This is a genomic window from uncultured Microbacterium sp., from assembly GCF_963524805.1.
Lineage (GTDB): Bacteria > Actinomycetota > Actinomycetes > Actinomycetales > Microbacteriaceae > Microbacterium.
Genome location: NZ_CAURGG010000001.1, coordinates 706,007 through 721,582, shown reverse-complemented (window position 1 = coordinate 721,582; position 15,576 = coordinate 706,007). Strand labels below are relative to the sequence as shown.

17 protein-coding genes are annotated in these 15,576 nt (G+C 68.3%); 10 read left to right on the top strand and 7 right to left on the bottom strand.

The window, feature by feature from the left end:
* Nucleotides 1-1,668 (bottom strand): ATPase, T2SS/T4P/T4SS family, encoded by a 1,668-nt coding sequence (locus RWQ91_RS03535; protein ID WP_314502640.1) that lies wholly within the window; start codon nucleotides 1,666-1,668, stop codon nucleotides 1-3.
* Between the two features lie 96 nt (nucleotides 1,669-1,764).
* On the opposite strand from RWQ91_RS03535, the gene RWQ91_RS03530 reads away from it, so the two are divergent.
* Together RWQ91_RS03530 and RWQ91_RS03525 are read left to right on the top strand one after the other, a co-directional pair.
* Nucleotides 1,765-2,766, top strand: coding sequence for a YihY/virulence factor BrkB family protein (locus RWQ91_RS03530; RefSeq protein ID WP_314502639.1), 1,002 nt, complete (start codon nucleotides 1,765-1,767; stop codon nucleotides 2,764-2,766).
* Nucleotides 2,763-3,554 carry an NAD(P)H-hydrate epimerase gene (locus tag RWQ91_RS03525; RefSeq protein WP_314502638.1) on the top strand — a complete coding sequence of 264 codons (792 nt, stop codon included), beginning with the start codon at nucleotides 2,763-2,765 and terminating at the stop codon, nucleotides 3,552-3,554. The genes RWQ91_RS03530 and RWQ91_RS03525 overlap by 4 nt, the downstream gene beginning before the upstream one ends.
* Before the next feature lie 507 nt (nucleotides 3,555-4,061).
* Here the strand turns inward: RWQ91_RS03525 and RWQ91_RS03520 are convergent.
* Complete coding sequence (locus RWQ91_RS03520) at nucleotides 4,062-4,394, bottom strand: hypothetical protein (RefSeq protein ID WP_314502637.1); 333 nt, start codon at nucleotides 4,392-4,394, stop codon at nucleotides 4,062-4,064.
* A 171-nt stretch (nucleotides 4,395-4,565) separates the two neighbouring features.
* On the opposite strand from RWQ91_RS03520, the gene RWQ91_RS03515 reads away from it, so the two are divergent.
* Nucleotides 4,566-7,088, top strand: coding sequence for a glycogen/starch/alpha-glucan phosphorylase (locus tag RWQ91_RS03515; RefSeq protein ID WP_314502636.1), 2,523 nt, complete (start codon nucleotides 4,566-4,568; stop codon nucleotides 7,086-7,088).
* A 120-nt stretch (nucleotides 7,089-7,208) separates the two neighbouring features.
* Here the strand turns inward: RWQ91_RS03515 and RWQ91_RS03510 are convergent, their stop codons facing one another.
* Nucleotides 7,209-7,940 carry a glutamine amidotransferase gene (locus RWQ91_RS03510; protein ID WP_314502635.1) on the bottom strand — a complete coding sequence of 244 codons (732 nt, stop codon included), beginning with the start codon at nucleotides 7,938-7,940 and terminating at the stop codon, nucleotides 7,209-7,211.
* Between the two features lie 62 nt (nucleotides 7,941-8,002).
* On the opposite strand from RWQ91_RS03510, the gene RWQ91_RS03505 reads away from it, so the two are divergent.
* Genes RWQ91_RS03505 through RWQ91_RS03495 form a run of 3 tightly spaced genes read left to right on the top strand, consistent with a single transcriptional unit; the run spans nucleotide 8,003 to nucleotide 9,431 of the window.
* Nucleotides 8,003-8,503 (top strand): PaaI family thioesterase, encoded by a 501-nt coding sequence (locus tag RWQ91_RS03505; protein ID WP_314502634.1) that lies wholly within the window; start codon nucleotides 8,003-8,005, stop codon nucleotides 8,501-8,503.
* A 48-nt stretch (nucleotides 8,504-8,551) separates the two neighbouring features.
* Entirely contained in the window at nucleotides 8,552-8,785 is a 234-nt protein-coding gene (locus tag RWQ91_RS03500) for a response regulator (RefSeq protein WP_314502633.1), read from the top strand.
* Complete coding sequence (locus RWQ91_RS03495) at nucleotides 8,772-9,431, top strand: CYTH domain-containing protein (protein ID WP_314502632.1); 660 nt, start codon at nucleotides 8,772-8,774, stop codon at nucleotides 9,429-9,431. The genes RWQ91_RS03500 and RWQ91_RS03495 overlap by 14 nt, the downstream gene beginning before the upstream one ends.
* 7 nt (nucleotides 9,432-9,438) lie before the next feature.
* Here RWQ91_RS03495 and RWQ91_RS03490 read toward each other — a convergent pair whose 3' ends face one another.
* The 3 genes from RWQ91_RS03490 to RWQ91_RS03480 all read right to left on the bottom strand — a co-directional run bounded on the left by RWQ91_RS03490 (nucleotide 9,439) and on the right by RWQ91_RS03480 (nucleotide 12,521).
* Nucleotides 9,439-10,281 carry an alpha/beta hydrolase gene (locus tag RWQ91_RS03490; RefSeq protein ID WP_314502631.1) on the bottom strand — a complete coding sequence of 281 codons (843 nt, stop codon included), beginning with the start codon at nucleotides 10,279-10,281 and terminating at the stop codon, nucleotides 9,439-9,441.
* A gap of 125 nt (nucleotides 10,282-10,406) precedes the next feature.
* Nucleotides 10,407-11,807, bottom strand: a complete 1,401-nt coding sequence (gene lpdA / locus RWQ91_RS03485) for a dihydrolipoyl dehydrogenase (protein ID WP_314502630.1) — start codon at nucleotides 11,805-11,807, stop codon at nucleotides 10,407-10,409.
* Between the two features lie 9 nt (nucleotides 11,808-11,816).
* Nucleotides 11,817-12,521, bottom strand: a complete 705-nt coding sequence (locus RWQ91_RS03480; RefSeq protein ID WP_314502629.1) for a copper resistance protein CopC — start codon at nucleotides 12,519-12,521, stop codon at nucleotides 11,817-11,819.
* Between the two features lie 182 nt (nucleotides 12,522-12,703).
* On the opposite strand from RWQ91_RS03480, the gene RWQ91_RS03475 reads away from it, so the two are divergent.
* On the top strand, nucleotides 12,704-13,093 hold the full coding sequence (locus RWQ91_RS03475; RefSeq protein ID WP_314502930.1) for a hypothetical protein: 390 nt from the start codon (nucleotides 12,704-12,706) through the stop codon (nucleotides 13,091-13,093).
* 44 nt (nucleotides 13,094-13,137) lie between these two features.
* Here RWQ91_RS03475 and RWQ91_RS03470 read toward each other — a convergent pair whose 3' ends face one another.
* Nucleotides 13,138-13,488 carry a hypothetical protein gene (locus RWQ91_RS03470; protein ID WP_314502628.1) on the bottom strand — a complete coding sequence of 117 codons (351 nt, stop codon included), beginning with the start codon at nucleotides 13,486-13,488 and terminating at the stop codon, nucleotides 13,138-13,140.
* A 170-nt stretch (nucleotides 13,489-13,658) separates the two neighbouring features.
* Here RWQ91_RS03470 and RWQ91_RS03465 point away from each other — a divergent pair, with 170 nt between their 5' ends.
* From RWQ91_RS03465 to RWQ91_RS03455, 3 genes are all read left to right on the top strand, one after another.
* Nucleotides 13,659-14,168 (top strand): FHA domain-containing protein, encoded by a 510-nt coding sequence (locus tag RWQ91_RS03465; protein WP_399545782.1) that lies wholly within the window; start codon nucleotides 13,659-13,661, stop codon nucleotides 14,166-14,168.
* On the top strand, nucleotides 14,168-14,857 hold the full coding sequence (locus tag RWQ91_RS03460; protein WP_314502627.1) for a MerR family transcriptional regulator: 690 nt from the start codon (nucleotides 14,168-14,170) through the stop codon (nucleotides 14,855-14,857). The genes RWQ91_RS03465 and RWQ91_RS03460 overlap by 1 nt, the downstream gene beginning before the upstream one ends.
* Nucleotides 14,858-14,969: 112 nt before the next feature.
* Nucleotides 14,970-15,512: a MerR family transcriptional regulator gene (locus tag RWQ91_RS03455; protein ID WP_314502626.1), complete on the top strand. Its 543-nt coding sequence runs from the start codon at nucleotides 14,970-14,972 to the stop codon at nucleotides 15,510-15,512.
* Nucleotides 15,513-15,576: the final 64 nt, after the last annotated feature.

Genomic DNA, 15,576 nt, shown 5'->3' with positions numbered 1-15,576 from the left:
TCACGCCGAGACCCGAAGAACTTCCTCGATCGTCGTCAGACCCTGCGAGACCTTGGACCATCCGTCGTCGCGCAGCGACACCATGCCCTGTGCGAGCGCCGTCGCGCGGATCTCGTTTCCGGTCGACCGCGTGACAACAAGCGTCTCCAACTCGTCGCTCATCGTCATGATCTCGTGCAAGGCGACTCGGCCGCGATATCCCGTGTTCGAGCAGGCGGCGCAGCCCACGGCCTTGAAGATCTGCGGCAGATCGAACGGGTCGTGGGCGAACCCGAGTGCTGTCAGTACCTCCGTAGGTTCGACGGCCTCCTCTCGGCACTTCATGCAGAGCCGACGGGCCAGGCGTTGAGCTATAACCGCCGTGAGACCGGTAGCGACGAGGAACGGCTCGCAGCCGAGCTCGGTGAGGCGGGTGAGAGCACTCGGCGCATCGTTTGTGTGCAGGGTGGAGAGCACGAGGTGGCCTGTCAGAGACGCCTCGATGGAGATGTTCGCCGTCTCGAAGTCTCGGATCTCACCGACCAGCACGACGTCAGGGTCGGAGCGAAGAATCGAGCGCAGCGCGGTCGCGAAGGTGAGGCCGGCGCGATTATTCACCTGCACCTGATTGATACCGCCGATACGGTATTCGACCGGATCCTCAACGGTGATGACGTTGATCTTCGGATTGGCGATAGCCCGCAACGCCGTGTAGAGGCTCGTCGATTTGCCCGAACCCGTGGGTCCCGTGGCGAGAATCATTCCATGCGGCTTGCTGATCGCATCACGGAAACGCTGTTCGTTCGTCGGAGAGAACAGCAGGTCGCGCATGGTCATGACCTGACCTGTGTTGTCGAGAATTCGCATGACGATCTTCTCGCCCCACACCGTGGGCAGTGTGGCCACACGAAGGTCGACAGGTCGACCCTCGTGAGTGACCGACAGGCGGCCGTCCTGGGGCTTGCGCTTCTCGGCGATGTCGATCGATGACATGATTTTCAGGCGCGAGATGATGCCGTCCTGAATGGCACGGTCCGCCTTCTGCATCTCGTGCAGCACGCCGTCGATTCTGAACCGGACAGTCAACTGCCGCTCTCCGGGCTCGACGTGGATGTCGCTCGCGCGGTCGTTGATCGCCTGGGCGATGAGCAGGTTCACGAAACGCACGATGGGCGCGTCGTTGTCCTGCTCCTCGAGGTTCTCCGTCATCGAGGCTGAGCTCGACTCGGCCGACTCCTCGATCGTCGACGACAGCTCGCTGAGTTCCTCATCGGAGCGCAGGAAGCGCTCGAACATCTGAGCCAGCGCGTCCTGGGCGACGACAACGGGTTCGACGAAAAGGTCAGTGACGCTCGCGACGTCGTCAAGCGCGACGATATCCGTCGGGTCAACAATGCCGACAGTCAGGCGTTCTCCGCGCCGATCGATCGGAATCAGCTGAAACCGGCGGCACAGGTTGCTGGGCACGAGAGCAACCACGCTCGGGTCGAGCGGCAGCGTCGAGAGATCCACATAACGGTGCCCGGTGTGGAGCGCAATCGCCTGCGCGACCTGAATCTCTGACACCATCTTCGAGCGAACGAGCAGCTGCTCGAGTTCCGGCCCTTCGCCCACTTCGGCGATCGCGGCCGACATCTCCGCCGCGCGAACCGCCCCGGTGAGTACAAGCGTCTGTGCGAGTCCACGCATGTGAATTCCCCAATCCCCAGGCTCATCCTACGAGCACGGGGCAGCGTTGTGGTCAAGACCCCGAGCCCGGTGCACCTGCCGGATAGCCTCGAAACCATGGCTGACCTCATTGCGCGCATCATCGCCTGGGCCCTCGAACGCAAACCGGTGCGCGCGTTCCTGCTCTACAGCGAGCGCCGCGGGCCGATGCTGGCCGACAGCGTCACCTACCGCGCCCTGTTCAGCGTCTTCGCGGGCGTTCTGCTGGGCTTCTCGATCGCCGGCCTCGTACTGGCGGGGAACCCCGAGCTGCTGCAGTCGCTGATCGCGGCGGTCAACTCCGCCATCCCCGGTCTGCTGGGCGAGGAAGGCCTCATCGACCCGTCCGCGATCGCCATCCCGCTCGGGCTCTCGATCACCACCGTCCTGTCGATCGTCGGTCTGGTGGGCGCGGCGATCGGCGCGATCGGATCCCTTCGCGCTGCATTCCGGATGCTGGCCGACAAAGTCACCGACGACGTCTTCTGGATCTGGGTGCTCGTGCGCAACCTCATCATCGCGATCGGCATCGGCGCGGCGTTCGCGGCCTCGGCGGCCATCACCTTCTTCGCCAACGCCGGCATCGGCGCGCTCAGCGACTTCCTCGGCCTCTCCGAAGGCAACCCGCTCTCGGTGATCGGCACGCGCGGGGTCTCCCTCCTGCTCGTCTTCGTCCTGGATGCCGCCGCCATTGCGGTGCTGTTCCGCACGCTCTCCGGGGTCAAGGCGTCGTGGCGCGCGCTGGTGCCTGGCGCCCTGTACGGAGCGGTCGGCCTCACCGTGCTGCAGCAGCTGTCGAGCCTGTTCGTCGGGGGAGCGGCATCCAACCCGCTTCTGGCCTCTTTCGCCTCCCTCATCGCCCTGCTGCTGTGGTTCAACCTGTCTGCGCAGGTGATCCTGATCGCAGGCGCCTACATCATCACGAGCGTCGACGAGGAGCAGGATCGCGTGCGGGCCCGCTTCGGCGCGTCGACCTTCGCGCAGCGGCGGGTCAAGCGCGCTGAGGAGGGTGTGCGGCTCGCAACCGACGAGTTGCGCACGGCCCGCGCCGAGGAGGAGAAGGAGCGCGTCGGCGCATGAGCGAGTGGGTTCCGGTGTTCACGTCCGCGCAGGTCCGCGCGGCCGAGAAGCCGTTGCTCGAGGAGGGGAAGCCGCTCATGCTGTGGGCGGCGCGGGCACTGGCGATGGTGACGGCCGACGAACTGGTCGAGCCGGGCGCCTCTGAGGCTGAGGGCTATCCGCAGTTCCCCGGGCAGGGCGGGGCCCCGCTCATCGGGCGCGTCCTCGTGCTGGCAGGCAAGGGCGACAACGGGGGAGACGCCCTGTTCGCCGCGGCCGCCCTGCTGCAGTGGATGCCGCAGCGCGCGGCTTCCGCCGAGCCACCGGCCGACGACCTCCATATCGACGTCTTCTGCACCGCGGGCGAGGCGCACGCCCAAGCCCTCGCGACCGCGCTCGCTGCGGGCGCCGAGCGAATCGAACTCGCGGACGTCATCGCGAGGGCGGCCCGGTACGACATCATCCTCGACGGCATCCTCGGCATCGGCGCCACGATGAACGCGGCCCTCCGCGGCGATGCGCGGAACGTCGTGACGGCTCTGCTGCCGCACGTGCGGTTCGGACGACCGCGGGTGATCGCGGTTGACCTGCCCAGCGGGCTTCATCCCGACGAAGGCACGACCGCCGACGACGTGGTGCTGCCGGCCTCGGTCACGGTCACGTTCGGCGCCATGAAGCCGGGACTCGACACCGATCGCGGTCGGGAGCTGGCCGGAGCGACCGTCTTCGTCGACTTCGATCTGCCGTTCACCGAACCGCCGCTGACGAGCGCACCCGTGGCCTACGCCCTCGTCGGGCGACCTCAGTAGCCCCAGCCCCCTCGTTCGTCCGTCGCCTATGTACGGTGAACGCCGCCGTGATCGTACACAGGTGACGGATGAACGAAGAGGACCGACCGCGGGTCCCGCGACGTTGCCCAGCCACCCTGGTTCGTCCGTCACCTATGCACGGAGAACGCCGCCGCGACCGTACTTAGGTGACGAACGAACGAAGAGACCCGGCCGCTCACGCGACGCGCACACCCACCCTCGTTCCGTCCGTCACTTGTGCACGGTCAACGCCGCCGCGACCGTACTTAGGTGACGGATGGACGAAGAGGACTGGCCGCGCTCACACGACGCCGCCCAGCCACCCTCGTTCGTCCGTCACCTGTGTACGGAGAACGCCGCTGCGGCCGTACAGAGGTGACGGACCAACGCCAGCGCCCCTTGTTCGTCCGTCACCTGTGCACGGAAAACACCGCCGCGACCGTACAGAGGTGACGGACGAACGAAGGGGACCGGCCCGCGGTCCCGCGACGCGCTCGCCGGACGACCCTAGTCGTCGTCGGTGTGCGGGTCGCCGTGATCCTTGTCGTGCCCGCGCTTGTTGCCGTGCCCGTTCTTCCCGGCCGGGTCGCCCTTGTCCTGGTTCTTGTCGAGCCCCTTGCCCTTGCCCGGGAAGTCCGGCGAGTCCTTGTGGTGACCCCACGCGTTGCCGTGCCCGTTGCCCGGCCCCGAACGCTCACCCTGACCGGCATCCTGCACCGCGACAGCCCCGGGAAGCACCGCGGCGATCGGCTGACCGAACGCCAGGCTCGGCACGAGCAGCGCGCCGGCGGCGACCACGGCGACGATGCCGCCCGCGAAGACATACCCCTTGGACCCCATGACCCCACCCCGGTCCCGACGATCAGCGCCGTTGCGGTGAGCGTAGCACCGGCGCTCCGCGCGCGGCATCCCTGCACCGACCACCCAGGACACGTGAAGACCTTGTTAAACCTCGCGCACAAGCGCCCCCGAGAATCGACGTTATGGGCCGGTGGTAGGTAGTTTCGTAGGATGCCCCAGACCCCCCTCGCTTCGTCCGACGACGCCGCGTCCGCGCGCCCGCTCGCGACGCACCCCCTCGCGCTCGCCCCGGTCGCCCCTCCAGCCAGCACCGTCGACGGGTTCGTCCGCGAATTCCTGCAGAACCTCAACTTCAACCGCGGCGTCGCACTGTCGGCCTCGAGCCCGACCGACCGCTACTACGCCCTGGCCTACACGGTGCGCGACTACCTGATGGCGCGATGGCTCGAAGACGGCCGCCGCCAGCGCGAGGTGCAGGCCAAGGGCGTCTGCTACCTGTCGGCGGAGTACCTGCTCGGGCGTCAGCTCGACAACAACCTGCTCGCCAGCGGTCTGTCCACGATCGCCGCCGACGCGCTCGCCGCGTGCGGCATCAGTCTCGATGAGCTGCGCGAGCAGGAGGTCGAGCCCGGCCTGGGCAACGGCGGCCTCGGGCGCCTCGCGGCGTGCTTCATCGACTCGCTCGCGACACTGGGTGTGCCGAACACCGGGTACGGCATCCGATATGAGTACGGCATCTTCCGCCAGACCTTCGTCGACGGGCAGCAGGTCGAGCAGCCCGACGCGTGGCTCTCGTACGGCTCGCCGTGGGAGTTCCCGCACCCCGAGGCCGCGCAGACGATCTCGTTCGGCGGCCACACCGAGACCTACGACGACGGGGGAGTGACGCGCTCGCGCTGGATTCCCGCGTGGAGCGTGCAGGCCGTGCCCTACAACTACATGGTGCCCGGCTACCAGAACGGCCGCGTCAACACCCTGCGGCTCTGGAGCGCCAAGGCGACGAACTCGTTCGACTTGCGGGTGTTCAACTCAGGCGACTACGCCGAGGCCGTCCGCGCGCAGACCTACGCCGAGAACATCTCCAAGGTGCTCTACCCCGAGGACTCCACGCCGCAGGGCAAGGAGCTGCGCCTGCAGCAGCAGTACTTCTTCGTGGCGGCATCCATCAAGGACTTCCTCGATGTCACCCTGCCCAAGGACTTCGACCTGACCCAGCTGCCGCAGCGGGTCATCTTCCAGCTCAACGACACGCACCCGGTGATCGCGGTGCCCGAGCTCATGCGCGTGCTCGTGGACGAGAAGGGCATGGAGTGGGATGCCGCGTGGGCGATCACCCAGCAGTGCTTCGCCTACACGTGCCACACCCTCCTGCCCGAGGCGCTCGAGGTCTGGCCGGTCGACCTGCTGGGTCACCTGCTGCCGCGCCACCTCGAGATCATCTACCGGATCAACGACGACTTCCTGGATGCCGTCCGCGAGCGCTTCGGCGACGATGAGCTGCGGATCCGCGCGATGTCCATCATCGGCGAGCACCCGGTGCGCTCCGTCCGCATGGCATTCCTCGCCACGGTGGCAGGGTCCAAGGTCAACGGCGTCGCCGAGCTGCACTCGCAACTGCTGCGCGACAAGGTGCTGCCCGATTTCAACGAGTTCTTCCCCGGCAAGTTCACCAACGTCACGAACGGCGTGACGCCCCGGCGGTTCCTGCGCCTGGCGAACCCGTCGCTGTCGTCGCTGATCACCGATGCGCTCGGCTCGGGCTGGGTCACCGACCTCGATCGCCTGCGGGAGCTGGAGAACCACGCCGAAGACCCGGAGTTCCGGGCGCGCTTCGCCGAGGTCAAGGCGATCAACAAGCGCCGCCTCAGCGACGTGCTCCGCGAGCGCGACGGCTTCGAGGTCAGCGACGGGCACATGCTCGACGTGATGGTCAAGCGCCTGCACGAGTACAAGCGGCAGATGCTCAAGGTGCTGCACATCGTGACGCAGTACGAGAGCATCGTGTCGGGCCGGGTGGCGGCATCCGACGTGCAGCCCCGCACCGCGATCTTCGGCGCGAAGGCGGCGCCGGGCTACGCGATGGCCAAGCACATCATCCACCTGATCAACGCCGTGGGCTCGGTCGTCAACGCCGACCCGCGCGTCGAGGGGCGCCTGAAGGTGCTGTTCCCGCCGAACTACAACGTCACGCTCGCCGAGCGGGTCATCCCCGCCGCCGACCTGTCGGAGCAGATCTCGCTCGCCGGCAAGGAGGCCTCGGGCACCGGCAACATGAAGTTCGCCCTCAACGGCGCGCTCACGATCGGCACGGACGACGGCGCGAACGTCGAGATCCGCGAGCTCGTCGGCGACGAGAACTTCTTCCTGTTCGGCATGAGCGAGCCCGAAGTGGAGGAGCTCTGGGCGCGCGGCTACAAGCCGGCGGAGTTCTACCAGGCCGACGATAACCTGCGCCGCGCGCTCGACCTGATCGCCTCGGGGGTGTTCTCGCAGGGCGACCGGTCGACCTTCGAGCCGATCGTGTCGAACCTGCTCTACGACGACCGGTTCATGGTGCTCGCCGATTACTCCTCATACATCGCCGAGCAGGCGAAGGTGGATGCCGCGTACGCGGACTCCGACGCGTGGAACCGGGCCGCGATCCTGAACGTCGCCCGCACGGGCTTCTTCTCCTCGGACCGGTCGATGCGCGACTACATCGACCGCATCTGGCACACGCCGCCCTCGTTCTGATCGGGCTTCCGGGCCGAAACCGGAGGAGATGCGCAGAGCGGAGGACCGGATCGCGGGTTCGGACCTCCGGATTGCGCATCTCCTCCGCTCTGCGCACCGCGGCACCGGCGGGTCGACGGGTCAGCGCGCGTAGCGCTCGACGAACGCGCTCAGGATGCGGCTCGTGTGCGACACCGGAGCACGGCGCACCGCGCCCAGGGTGACCTCGAGCTCGTGCGCGGCGAAGTATCCGTGATCGGCGTAGGCGTGGATGCGCGTGGTGATGCCCTCGACGTCGAGCTCGGGGTGGAACTGCGTCGCGTAGACGTTCTGCCCGACCCGGAACATCTGCACCGGGCACCCGGGCGAGGACGCGAGGAGGACCGCGGATGCGGGCAGCTGCGTGATCGCCTCCTTGTGGCCGACGAACGCCTCGAACGTGGGCGGCAGATCCTTCAGGAGCGGGTCGGAGGCTCCGGCATCCGTCATCGTCACCGGCACGACGCTGATCGGCTCGGTGAAGGTGCGGTCGATCGTCGCGCCGAGGTAGGAGCCCACCGTGCCCACGCCGTAACAGGCGCCGAGGAACGGGAAGTCACGCGGCACCACTTCGCCCAGCAGCGCGGAGAACTCCGCTTCGACCCGGTTCTGGACGGCCGATTTCTTCGCGGCGGGGTCCGACGCGTTGAACGGGCCGCCGCCGACGAAGATGCCCGAGAGCGCGTCGAGGTCGAATCGCGGCATCGGCTCGGCCTCCAGGCGCACACGGATGAGCTGCTCTTCGCTCAGGCCGCTGTAGCGCAGGAACAGCGCGTATTCCTCGTCGGCGGGCAGGTCTTCGGCCCGGGTGGCGAGGAGGACGAACGGCTTCACCGCTCAAGCCTAGGGTCTCGGCTTCGAGTGCTCGCCCGGGGAGAGTGCGAGAGGATCGGAGCATGACCGACATCCGTTCCCGCACTTTCGACTGGTCCGACCCCGCCGAGGCGCTGACGCAGGCCCGCAGCGCCGGCACCGGCCTCGAGGCGCTGCAGGCGATGATCGACGGCGCGATCCCGCCGCCGCCGATCGCGAGTCTCATGGGCTTCGCCCTCGTCGAGGTGCGCGAGGGCGTGGCGGTGTTCGAGTGCGAGCCGGCCGAGTTCCACTACAACCCGATCGGCGCGGTGCACGGCGGGCTTGCCTGCACGCTGCTGGACTCCGCGCTGGGCTGCGCCGGGCACAGCACGCTTCCGGCGGATGTCGGCTACACCTCGATCGACCTCAACGTGCGCTACCTGCGGCCGATCACGCACGCCTCGGGTCTGCTTCGCGCCACCGGGCGGATCGTGAAGCCGGGGCGGCGGGTGATCTTCACCGAGGGTGAGCTGGTGGATGCCGCCGGCCGGGTCGTCGCCACGGCGACGAGTTCGCTGCTCGTGCTGGGGCCCACGGGGTAGCGCGTCAAGCCTCCGGTCTTTCGCCGAGGGTCGGACTAGGCTCGCCCTATGGCTATCGCACGTCTGCACGGCGGACCCCTTGACGGGCAGCTCCTGCCCCTGGAAGATCCCGAACTCGACAAACTCATCGTCCCCTACAGCGAGACCCAGGTGGTCTACGAGCGCAAGGGCGCTCCCGAGAACACGGGTGAGCACGACGGCCCGACCGAGGCGGAGTTCTGGTTCGTCGAGTCCGAGGGCGAGATCGACCCGTACAGCGACAACCCGCGTGACCGCCGCTGACGACAGCTCGACAGATCCGTCCGGCACTGCGTCGGACGGATCGACCCGCTCGGTCGAGATCGAGCTCAAGTTCGACGCGGACGACGACACTCCGCTCCCGGACTTCACCGCGCTGCCCGGAGTAGCGATGGTCGGCGTCGCCGAACGTCGCGACCTCGATGCCCGGTACTACGACACCGCCGAGTTCTCGCTCGCCTCGGCGGGCTACGCGCTCCGCCGCCGCAGCGGGGGTCCGGATGCCGGCTGGCACATCAAGGGCCCGCGCATCGGCGGGGGGCGCGTCGAGCAGCACTGGCCGCTCGGCCCCGACCCCGAAGAGCCCGTCCCGGACGCGTTGCGCGCCGCGGTCTCGCCGGTGACGGATGCTGACCTCCGGCCGATCGCCCGGATCCTGAACACCCGCACCGCCTACGCCCTGAGCGCAGAGGACGGGGGACTGGTCGCCGAGTTCGTCGATGACCGCGTCACGGCCACCGACATCCGTACGGGGGCGGTCCGCCGCTGGCGCGAGTGGGAGATCGAGCTCGGTCCCGCCGCCTCGGCCGACCCGCGCCCGTTCTTCGCCGAGGTGGAGGAAGCCGTTCGCGCCGCCGGCGGCAGGGCTGCGGCATCCGCGTCGAAACTCGCCCGCGCTCTCGGCTACTGAGCGGCGGTCACCCGACCCGGCACTCGCCCCCGTAGGGGACCCAGACCGTATCGTCGCACTCGGACATCGCGTCGCCGGAACGGACGGCATCGACGACCGTGCCGACCGCCTTCTCGACGAGTGCCTCCGAGTCCCAGTGGATCGCATGCCCGGCATCCACCGCGATCACGTGCAACGAGTCGTCCGAGAGCGCCGACAGGTCGTCGTGCAGCTGCGTGTACCACTCGAGCGTTGCCCCATCGATCCCTTCCGGAGGGATTCCCTCCGTCAGCACGATGACCGGCAGGCCCTCAAGGCTCAGTCCCTCGATCTCCTCTGCGGTCCCATCGAGGTCGACCGACCGCCCGCCTTCCACGAAGCTGGACGGGTCGAAGATCTCGTTTTCGAACTGGCCCATCATCGAGCTGTCCTCGAAGATCAGCCCGGCTACGGCGTCGGGGTGCCGGGCGGCGAAGGCCTGCGTCACAAGACCGCCGTACGACCAGCCGAGCACAACAAAGGGCCCGGACACCTCATTTGCTTCGAGTGTCGCGCGCAGCTGGTCGGCCGCCGTGCCCGCGCTAGGGTCGGGAAGGTCCTCGGGCCAGGGAGGGCTCGTCCCAATGCCGGCACGGGAGTAGCTGCAGACGTGCGTGTCGGTCGCGATCTGAGCCTGCAAGGATTCGAACGTGTCGGCGGGGGTGTCCAGACCCGGGATCAGGATTACGGTCGGCGTCCCTTCACCTTCGCAGACGATGTCCAGGTTGGCGGGGGCGATGCTCTGAGGCGGCGAGGTGCACGCAGACAAGAAGGCGGTCGCAACGAGGATCGCCCCGACGACGGTCCGACGTGCCAGCGGCGAGCTCGCCATGCGCGAATGCTATACCTGGGCGCGACTGCTGTCAGCTGTGCGCGGAACCGCCTCACTGGGCGCATTCCGTCGGATGCGCCGGCTGAGGCGACGGTTCGCGCCCAGTGAGCGCGCCGCGGCGAGCGCTACAGATTGATCATGTGGCCGGCGAGGCCGTGGAAGGCCTCCTGCACAGCCTCGGACAGCGTCGGGTGCGTGTGCACGTTGCGCGCGGCCTCGAGGGCGGTGAGGTCCCACTTCTGCGCCAGCGTCAGCTCGGGCAGGAGCTCCGAAACGTCCGGGCCGATGAGGTGTCCGCCGAGCAGCTCGAGGTGCTCGCCGTCGGCGATGAGCTTGACGAAGCCGACGGGCTCGCCCAGGCCGTTCGCCTTGCCGTTCGCCGAGAACGGGAACTTCGCGACCTTCACGTCGTACCCCGCGTCACGCGCCTGCTGTTCGGTGAGGCCGAACGAGGCGACCTGCGGCGAGCAGAACGTGGCCCGCGGCATCATGCGGTAATCGCCGAGGGTCATGGTCTCGGCCTTGCCGATGGTCTCAGCGGCGACGACGCCTTGCGCTTCGGCGACGTGCGCCAACTGCAGCTTCGCGGTCACATCGCCGATCGAGTACAGGTGCGGCACGTTCGTGCGCATGTAGTCGTCGATCTCGATCGCGCCGCGATCGGTGAGCTTGACACCGGTGTTCTCGAGCCCGAAACCCTCGACGTTCGCGGCGAACCCGATCGACATCAGCACCTTGTCGGTGTCGATCGACTGCGTCTGTCCGCCGCTGTTGGGCGTGTAGGTGACGGTGACATGGTCGCCGTGATCGGTGACCGACTCCACCTTCGTGGACGTCAGGATATCGACGCCGTACTTCTTGTACTGGCGGGCGATCTCCTTGGACACGTCGGCGTCCTCGTTCGGCAGCGCGCGGTCGAGGAACTCGATGATCGTGACCTTGACGCCGTAGTTGACCATCACGAAGGCGAACTCCATGCCGATGGCGCCGGCGCCCACGATGACGATGGACTTCGGCAGGTCGCGCGTGAGGATCTGCTCCTCGTAGGTGACGACGTTCTCGCTCAGCGTGACGCCTGGGAGGAGACGCACCTTCGAGCCGGTCGAGATGATCGCGTTGTCGAAGGTCACCTGCTCGTGCGAGCCGTCGGTCTTCACGACGTCGATGGTGTTCGCGTCGACGAACGACCCGCGACCCTCGTACTCGGTGACCTTGTTCTTCTTCATCAGGTAGTGGATGCCCTTGACGTGCGTGTCCGCCACCTTGCGGCTGCGGTCCCACGCGACGCCGAAGTCGAAGTGGACGTCGCCCGAGATGCCGAACTGCTCGGCCTGATGGTGGAATACGTGCGCGAGGTCGGCGTTGCGCAGGAGCGCCTTCGAGGGGATGCAGCCGACGTTCAGGCAGACACCACCCCAGTACTTCTCCTCGATGATCGCAACGGAAAGGCCGAGCTGAGCCGATCGGACGGCCGCGACGTAACCGCCGGGGCCGGCGCCGAGGATGGCGACGTCATAGTGAGGCATTGCTCAAGCCTATCGTTCGGCGGGAGGCTCGGAACGGGGTGCGGACCCGCCCGCGGCCGCCTCGGCGGCGCTGGCGCGGAGCGCCTCTTCGTCGCGGATCCGGCGCGCGCGCGAGGTGAGGAGATAGACCACGGCGCCGCCGATGAGCGCGAGCAGCAACAGGCCGCCGATGATCCAGGGGAGGGCGGCGTTGCCGCTGTCGGCCGGCACGGGATCGGCCGTCGGAGTCGGCGTCGGCTCGACCGTCGGCGTCTCGCTCGGCGAAGGACTGGCAGTCGCGGTCGGCGTGGCCGTCGGGGTGGGGGTCGCCGCGGTCGGCACGGAGAACGCGAACTCGCCCGAGATCGGGTGCCCGTCGCTGGAGACGACCTTCCACAGGACCGTGACGACTCCGGATGCCGCTCCCGCGAGCGCCTGCGTCACCTCAGTTCCCTCGACCAGCGGATCGCCGTCGGCGAGGTTCGCACCGGCGGCATCCGTCACCTGCAGCTCGGTCGCCCCCGGATCGGTCGCCAGTTCCCCGCTGAAGGTGAGGGTCAGCTGATCGGGAAGGGCATCGAGGGTGGCATCGGCGGCGGGATCGGTAGAGACCAGCTCGTCGTGCGCACTGGCGGGCGAGGCGACGAGCACGCCTCCCGCGGTGAGCAGCAGGGCGGCGGTCAGTGCGGCGAGCCGGCGGCGAAGGGGGTGGCGGGTCTGCGTGTTCGTAGGCATCGCCTCCAGGCTACGCCGCGGAGCTCCGTGACCCTCCCAGTCGGTCTCCTTGTGACGGGCATGTGAATTCGTGCTGAGCGTGCGCGCGACCCCGTGACGCGGAAGGGCTCGAGGAGTAGCGTGCGACTCGGGGCGACGGGGTGTCGCCCGGACCGCGAAGAAAGGATCATCACGTGGACGCGATGATGATGGACATGATGTCCAAGGACATGTCCAAGGCCGGCATGAGCACGATGGACATGCAGCTCATGCAGGCGTGTATGGATGCCTGCTCGGCCTGCGAGCAGGCGTGCACGGTGTGCTCGACTCAGATGATGGACTGCTCGCCGGCGTGCATGAACTGCGCCGACATGTGCAACACCATGATGCGGACGATGCTGCGGATGCAGGGCGCCACGCCCCCGGTCATGATGGCGATGCTGGACGCCTGCATCGCGATGTGCCAGCAGTGCATGGACGAATGCATGGCGCACGCCGACATGAGCGAGGTCTGCAAGATGTGCGCTCAGTCGTGCCAGGCCTGCATGGAAGCGTGCATGGCGCTCAAGGACAGCATGATGAAGATGGCCTGACGGCCACCGGCGTCCCCTCTCGAGGAGGCACCGACCTGCCGGCGTCAGCCGCGCAGGACGTTGAAGCGCGCTGCACCGAGGGCGAGGACGTCGTACCGGCTGTGCAGCGCGACCGGCGCACCCACGACCGCGTCGTGCGCCGCACCCGCGCCGCTCCACAGCTCGACCAGCTCGCCCGCCACGAGCGTGCGCACGACGACGACGCCGTGCGCGGCATCCGTCGCCTCGACGATCGCGTCGACCCACTCCGTCGGAGTGGCCGAGGACAGGCGCGCCTGGATGAGGTGCAGGGCGTGACCGGGTGCGAAGGACGAGCAGGATCCGCCGAGACTGCACATGCACGCCGCACGCTCACGCACCTGAAGGGGCGGAAGGTGGCGGTGCGGACTCGACACGACGGTCTCCTTGGAAGTAGGTTCGGTTACTCGTCAGGCTAGGCGTCGCGCCTCCGACGGTCATCTCAGGTGACACACGACGAAACAATGCGGGACGCCGCGTCCCCGGCTCGATCGGGCCCCTTCGAGTGGTGCCCGATCGGATACGCTGGAATCAAAGGAGGAACACCGTGGAGGACAACCGCCGCCCCGAACCGGACGAGATCCGCAGGGCTTCCGGAGCGGGCGCCAACGCGGGTGACTCGCACGGTGCCACCGATACGACGCAGACTTTCGGGCACGATTCCGACCTGTCGTTCGTGCCGTTCGGCAGCGATCTGAGCGATGCCGAACTCGACGCGATCGAGGCACTGCCCTCCCGCGCCGCACTGTTCCTCGTGCGGTCGGGACCGACCGCCGGCGCGCGGTACCTGCTCGACACGGATGTGACGACCGTCGGCCGACATCCTGAGGCCGACATCTTCTTCGACGATGTCACCGTCTCGCGCCGTCACGCCGAGATCACGCGCACGGGCTCCACCTTCGAACTGGTCGATCAGCGCTCGCTCAACGGCACCTACGTCAACGGCGAGCGTGTCGACCGCGCGGTGCTGACGAACGGATCCGAAGTGCGCGTCGGCAAATTCCGGCTGAACTTCTTCGTCTCGCCCGCCGATCTGCCGCAGGCGGCGGACGGCTGATGCCGGCGTCCTCAGCCCGCGAACGCTCGTCGTCCGCGGGGCTTCTCAGCATCGGTCAGGTGCTGGCTCGGCTCAATCCCGAGTTCCCGAATCTCACCTCCAGCAAGCTGCGCTTCCTCGAGGTGCAGGGCATCGTGACCCCCACCCGCACCGAGTCCGGGTACCGCAAGTTCTCTCAGGACGACCTCGAGCGGCTGCGCCTCGCACTGACGCTGCAGCGGGACCACTACATGCCCCTGGTCGTCATCCGCGAGTACCTCGCCGACGTCGACGCCGGCCGCGACCCCGCGCCGCCGACCGCCATGCCGCCGTCCATCGTGCCCGCCCCGCGCCGCTACCGGCGCGAGGAGCTGCTCGCCGCCGCCGGGGCGGCCCCGCAGCTGCTCAACGATGCGATCAGCACGGGCGTCCTCACCGCAGCCGACGGCTACAACGATCAGGCCGTCGCGATCCTGCGGGCGCTGGTGGCGCTGGACCGCCACGGCATCGAGCCGCGGCACGTGCGCACACTCCGCCAGAGCGCGGAGCGCGACGTCGCACTCGTCGAGCAGGCGCTCTCACCCCTCCTGCGGCGGACGGATGCGGCATCCCGCGCTCGCGCCAGCGAAGTGGCACCGGAGCTGGCCAAGCGGCTCGACGACGTGCGCGCGATCTTCGCCCGGGCGGCCCTGGACCGGATGCTGTCCTGACGCCCGCAGCCCTGCCCGGCCGCGACACGCCGGGACGGCGAACGCGGATGTCGTTGCCCGGCGGCCGGGCCGCATCTAACGTGGACATGTCCGATCACCAAGGAGGAAGCGTATGAACGCTCACGACGCGGACGAACCCAAGTTCGTCGCCGACCTCCTCTTCACCGACGGACTGCCCGAGATGGACGACGAAGTGGGCTATCGCGGTGCGGTCGCCGCCCGCGCAGCCGGCATCACCTACCGCCAGCTGGACTACTGGGCCCGTACCGAGCTCGTGGAGCCCACGGTGCGCGGGGCGAGCGGCTCGGGGTCGCAGCGGCTCTACGGCTTCCGCGACATCCTCGTGCTCAAGCTCGTCAAGCGCCTCCTGGACACCGGAATCTCGCTGCAGCAGATCCGCACGGCGGTCGATCAGCTGCGCGCGTCCGGCATCCGGGATCTGGCCGGCACCACGCTCATGAGCGACGGCGCCTCTGTCTACCTGTGCACCTCGAATGACGAGGTCATCGACCTCGTCAGCCGCGGCCAGGGCGTCTTCGGCATCGCGGTCGGCAAAGTGCTGCACGAGGTCGAGTCCACGCTCGTGGACTTCGAGGCCCAGGCGCCTGACGCGATGGACGAGCTCTCGGCCCGTCGCGCTGCCCGCACGGCGTAGTCCCCGGCGCGCTCGCGCACTCCCGCGCTCGCGCGCTCACGCACCCACGCGCTCGCCCGCTCCG